This is a genomic window from Methylophaga sp. UBA1464, assembly GCF_002325665.1.
In the GTDB taxonomy this organism is placed as follows: Bacteria; Pseudomonadota; Gammaproteobacteria; order Nitrosococcales; family Methylophagaceae; genus Methylophaga.
The window spans coordinates 57,962-63,695 of sequence record NZ_DCSO01000071.1 but is presented as its reverse complement, the minus strand read 5'-3'; the positions used below and the strand labels follow the sequence as shown (position 1 = coordinate 63,695).

Annotated in this window: 5 protein-coding genes and 1 pseudogene; 1 reads left to right on the top strand and 5 read right to left on the bottom strand. The window is 45.3% G+C overall.

What is annotated here, in order from left to right; all coding sequences use genetic code 11:
• Together B3O33_RS08715 and B3O33_RS08710 are read right to left on the bottom strand one after the other, a co-directional pair.
• A pseudogene (locus B3O33_RS08715) lies at positions 1 to 404 on the bottom strand (calcium/sodium antiporter); the annotation flags it as partial.
• A 165-nt stretch (positions 405 to 569) separates the two neighbouring features.
• Complete coding sequence (locus tag B3O33_RS08710) at positions 570 to 1,883, bottom strand: DASH family cryptochrome (RefSeq protein WP_292359939.1); 1,314 nt, start codon at positions 1,881 to 1,883, stop codon at positions 570 to 572.
• Between the two features lie 134 nt (positions 1,884 to 2,017).
• Between B3O33_RS08710 and B3O33_RS08705 the strand changes: the two genes are divergently transcribed.
• Complete coding sequence (locus B3O33_RS08705) at positions 2,018 to 2,404, top strand: thiol-disulfide oxidoreductase DCC family protein (protein ID WP_292359940.1); 387 nt, start codon at positions 2,018 to 2,020, stop codon at positions 2,402 to 2,404.
• An 8-nt stretch (positions 2,405 to 2,412) separates the two neighbouring features.
• Here the strand turns inward: B3O33_RS08705 and B3O33_RS08700 are convergent, their stop codons facing one another.
• The 3 genes from B3O33_RS08700 to B3O33_RS08690 form a co-directional block, all read right to left on the bottom strand.
• Positions 2,413 to 4,368, bottom strand: coding sequence for an amylosucrase (locus B3O33_RS08700; RefSeq protein ID WP_292359941.1), 1,956 nt, complete (start codon positions 4,366 to 4,368; stop codon positions 2,413 to 2,415).
• Positions 4,369 to 4,409: 41 nt separating this feature from the next.
• Positions 4,410 to 5,282, bottom strand: a complete 873-nt coding sequence (locus B3O33_RS08695; RefSeq protein WP_292359942.1) for a carbohydrate kinase family protein — start codon at positions 5,280 to 5,282, stop codon at positions 4,410 to 4,412.
• On the bottom strand, positions 5,279 to 5,734 hold a 456-nt coding region (locus B3O33_RS08690; protein ID WP_292363430.1), incomplete at its 5' end, for an HAD family hydrolase. The genes B3O33_RS08695 and B3O33_RS08690, both read right to left, overlap by 4 nt.

The following is a 5,734-nucleotide window of genomic DNA, read 5'->3' as shown; positions in this document are numbered from 1 at the left end:
ACCAGTATCAAAATACCGGCGTCAAATCTGGATAATTCACCATCGGCTAATTGCCACGCAGCAAGCGCGGTTACCGCGATTAATATAGGAAGTTCTTTGCGTAAGACCTGTGAATGTACTGCTATAGGACTCAATACGGCAGTCAATCCTAAAATCAATGCAATATTGGTTATGTTTGAGCCATAAGCGTTGCCTAGAGCCAATCCCGGATTTCCCTGGGTTGCAGCCAAAGCAGAAACCACCATTTCAGGGGCTGAAGTGCCGAAACCAACAATCACCATACCGATTAACAGCGGTGGCATTCCAAAATAGCGTGCCGAGACGGCAGCACCATCAATAAATCGATCCGCACTCCAAACCAGCAAGGCAAGACCGAGCACCACAGCAGCAAAGGCAAGTGTCATATATTCTCCGGATAGCATTTTGAGGTATTTACAGCAATTATCAGTGTTAGAACGCCGTAATGGCAATTCAAATATGTTACTTATTGGTCAATCTTAAATGACGCCGCATTATACGTTGATTTTTTTGCTGTAGATGGTCCTGGCTTTGTTATCTCAAACACAGTGTCATTGTCTGGGAGGTGGCATAATTGGCCAGTCAGCAGCATCGACAGAATCCAGGGGAATAATATCAATATCACCCTGCCAGCGGCGGATAAACTCCCCTTCAGGATCATACTGTCGCGTTTGTTTTTCAATATTAAATTGTCGTCCACCACGCGGGTCAGCCCCCACTCCAGCGATATATTGCCAGTTGCCCCAATTGGCAGCCACATCATAATCAAGCAATTGCTGTTCAAAATAGGCCGCGCCAAACCGCCAGTCCAGGTTCAACTCATAAATAAAATAACTGGCGACAATCTGTCTGCCACGGTTGGACATATAGCCCGTTTCATTTAACTGTTTCATACAGGCATTCACTAACGGATAAGGCGTGTTGCCATTACACCATTTCTGATATCGCTCCGGATAATAGCAACGGCGGCTTCTGGTGTTTTTGATACCGTCAAAACGAAATAATCTGGCACCATATCGATGGGCATACCATTGAAAATATTCACGCCATAACAGTTCAAAATAAATCCAGTAAGTTGAATCATTACTGACTTTCTGCTGTTCGTATTGTTTGAGTCTGGAAAGCAGATGCCTGACTGAAAGACACCCCTGAGCCAGCCAGGGTGAAAATTTGGTCGAATTGTTCCAGCCATCCAGTTCATTTCGGACATTTTTATAATCTGCCGGCAAATCTGCTGCAAAATACGCACTGATATGCATTAAGCCAGCCGTTTCTCCACCTTTAAAAACAGATTTTTTTAAAACGGGTGATGACAGAGCCTCGATTGCCATCGGCCCAGGTGGAGGAGGTAACTGCTGTGGGGATGACATAGGTCTTGGCAGTGGCAAATCTTCAACCTGTTTGCGAAACTGCGTAAAACTTCCTGGAAGATCTTTAACAGCAAATGGCAGATCTTCGGCAGTAAATAACGTATGACTGACTTCAGTGAAAAACTGATGATCTGGAAATTGCTGCTGCAACAAATGCCAGTGCCGGTTTTCATAGACGCCAGCATGCTGGCTACGGCCAATTACATCGACCTGATACATTTCAATTAATTCTGTCAGTGCGGAATGTGGCGTTTGCTGCCGGATAATCAGCACCTGCCCTACTGCTTGTAATTGCTGGTTAAGATCCGACAGGGATTCATACAGAAACTGGTAACGACGCTCACCCATCGCTTTAGCATTTAATCCATTTGGTCTGAACCACTGAGGATCAACACAAAACACACAGATAAGTTTATCGACCGACTGCATTTTCCATAATGCAGGCTGATCATGCAGTCGCAGATCATTGGTAAACCAGAATAATCCTGTGCTCATGATTCTCAAAACTCCAGTGAAGACAAAAACGTGTTCAGTTCAGAGACTGCGCCACCTGGCATAGGTTCGGCCCCAGAGAACTAAGCCGAGGAAATAACGTCTGATTGGCACATGCTTTCAACCGAGAAAACAAGATGCATCAGTTAACGATATTTTTTGATGGACAATGTCCTTTGTGCAGTAAAGAAATTTCGATGCTAAAACGCTTGGATAATCGAAAACGACTGCATTTTGAAGATATTCACGCCATCGACTTTGTGTATCGTTATCCCTATATCGATGTGGTCGCCGCCGATAAACGTTTACATGGTCAATTAGCCAATGGACAAATCATCACTGGTCTGGATGTAACTGCCAGGGCTTGGGGACTGGTCGGCCATCATAAATGGTTGCAAATTTTGCGGTGGCCGGTCATTCGCTGGTTCGCAGATTTGGCCTATCTGTTTTTTGCCCGCTTCCGACACCCGATTTCGCGTTTATTTGGTGGAAAATCCTGTCCAGACGAAAATTGCAAGTTATAAAAACCAGATCAGACTTCGGTTAACCAGTAAAAGCCAAAGCGTGGAATCACCACGGTATTACCGAATTTTTCCGGAGTTTGTCCAGTAACGGCATCAACTAATTGTCCTTGATGGGATTGTGACCATCTGGGTAATTGGTCCAGATCCAGCCGTTGTGATTTACGGTCAAAGTTCGCCACTACCAACACTCGATCAGCCGGTTTTTGCAAGTGATAGCGTTCAAATACAAATAAATGCGGATTATCTACATCCACCAGATCGCGGTTATTAAAATCCGCAAACGCATCCAGCTCTTTATGCACGGCAATCAAGGTTTTCAGCTGATTGAAAATCAGATACTCAACCGTACCAGGCACATTACGTTTTTCTGCTTTTTGCCAATCAATAAATGGTCGGTGCACCCATCGTGAATCATCCATTTTGACCGGATCATTACGATAGCTTTCATCATTGGTCGTACCGATTTCATCCCCATAGTAAAGCAATGGCAGACCGCCAAATGAAAGGATCAGACTATGTAATAACACAATGATGCGCACAGCATCATCAATTGCCTCTTCATCGCCGATATCCATCGCATGCTGCAGTCCGACCAGAGATGCCAAAGAACCGGAAATACGGGCATCACCGGTTTTATCATTCTGACCGAACGGCACACCTCTGGCATGTGAATCAGCAAATTGACCGGTGAAGTAGTCGATCAGAAACCGTCTGTGGTCTCGCGGCTCATAACCCGCCAGCTCGATATCCTTGTCATCAAAGCCCAAACCGATATCATCGTGACAACGTATGTAGTTTAACCAGGTGGCACGTTCCAGTTTCACAGGCAGACTTTTAATGCCCTGATTTAATAACCTGGCATTTTTAGTCGCCACGGCATCCCATAACAAAGCCATAAATGTGGCGTTATAGGCGATTTCACATTCCTTGGCGATAACGGCATCTTCCCCAAAGTATTTGGTGACTTCTACCGGGGCGACAATGGCTTCAGCAATAAACAGCACACCCGGCGCCGTAACCTGACAGCAGTCTTTCATCAATTGCAAAATCAAATGCGCTTCACGTTCGTTCTGACAGGTACTGCCAATTTTTTTCCATAAAAAAGCCACCGCATCAAGACGCACGATATCAGCCCCCTGATTGGCCCAGAACAGAATAATATCCAGCATTTCAATAAATACAGTGGGATTGCTGTAGTTCAGGTCCCATTGGTATTCATTAAACACCGTCATGACCCAGCGTTGCATTTCCTTATTCCAGGTGAAATTACCCGGTGCGGTTTCCGGAAACACTTCTGGCATGCTTTGTTCAAACATATCCGGGACATGACGGTTTTCGAAGGTATAAAAGTAATCACGGTAAGGCGAATAGCCATCACGGGCTTTTTGTGCCCATTCATGCTGATCCGAGGTATGATTTAACACCACATCCATCACCAGCAACATATCGCGTTGACGTAAATCGTCAGCTAATGCCCGCAAATCATTTAAGTCACCGGCACGAGGATCAATTTCCCGGAAATTACTGACCGCATAGCCGCCATCACTTTTACCTTCAGGACATTTCATAATCGGCATGACATGAACCAGATTAATACCCAAATCCTGAAAATAATGCAGATGCTCACGCATGCCTTGCAGGTTTTTGGCAAAACCATTGCAATACAAGGCCATACCAACCCATTTCTGACTAAGAAACCAGTTGTAATCCTGTTCCCGCTCTATATCTTTGGCACGTAATTCATCAGAGCGATCAATATATTGTCTGGCCAGCGTTTCAACCAGTCGTTGCGCCTGTTCAGCAAAATCCGGACGTTTACCATAGAGCCTTTCAAACAACGAATGAATGGCATAAAAATTGGCACCAAGCCGCGTATAAAAATAACGCAGATCCTTTTTGGCAAACTCAGGTTCAATCTGATTCAGGATGGCATTCAGAAGCGAATGAGATTGCTGTTCGTACATGTAATTTCCTGATTTAAGAGTCGGATAATTCTGACAAATCGTTATGTGAATTCAGAATAAAAGGCAGGGTCTTCGCTGACCGCTCCACGTAATCCTATCACCTTGCTGGCAAACTGCTGGGCATGCAGCAATATTTTCTGCACTGGCCAGCCGGCTAGCAGACCATGAATATACATGGCACTAAAGGCATCGCCAGCCCCAACAGTATCAACCAACTTATCAGCAGCAATACGTTTTTGCTCATAAAACGTTCCATCATTGCAACGTACAATGCCACCGTCTTCACCCCGCGTCACGATAAGCTGTTCCAGCTGAAAATGCGTTTGCATTCTAGTCATATCCTGCTGCAAATCGGCTGAATTAAAACCAAGTTCGACTAACTCATGCTGATTAAGCTTGCACCACCGAGCCCGCTCCAGACATTTATAAATATCTTCTTTATTCCACCAGGGAGCGCGTAAATTGACATCCATAAAGACGGAAACGGATGCTGGCCGTGTCAGAAACTCAAAAGCTTCCTGCGATACAGGATTCCTCAAGGCTAATGAACCATGATAAACAATGGCATCATTGCGCAGACCAGGGAGCTCTGCTGTTCTAATAAAGTCATAAGCCCGATCGGCTGTTATCTCATAGGAGGGCTCACTGCCTTGCAGACTGACCTTCACTTCTCCCGTACTGTGATTTTTATCAGTTTGCAGGCCGTCAGTTGCAAGTTGCCATTGTTGCATTGCCTTGCGGATCTGCTGCCCCTGTTCATCATCGCCCACACTGGATATAAATAAAGGCTGATCACCAAACGCCTGTAAATGCCAGGCAACATTAAACGGTGCCCCTCCCAGTTTTTTTGCACCATCCGGAAAACAATCGAATAAAACTTCACCAAAAATGGCTAATGCGGGTTGCTGGCTCATGAATGATCTCTCGCTTCTAGTTGCTGTCTTAACCCCTCGATGTAATGCCAGACACCTTGTAAAACGCCGGCACTGTAATTGCCGTTCATCCCAAGTGGACCTGGATCGACAGCAATATAGAGTGATTGTGGATGACCATTTTCGGCGACCAGTTGTTGCGCCATGGCTTTGATTTCATCTGATGCGTTATGGACCACCACTGATTGTATGGGGCTCGCCAATACCGGCATGTCATTGCCACTGTCTCCGGCGAAAACCACCTCATTATCAGCATAGCCCAGCCGGTTTTGCAGAAATTCAATCGCATGTAGTTTGGTGGCATTTTCTGGTAACACATCCAGCAAACCGACATTAGTAAGTTCATCAATACTCCACATCACCGAAGCGTTAATGCCATTTTTTTGCAGGTGGCTATGCACCTCATTTATGACCTTATCTTTATTGAGGTAGAG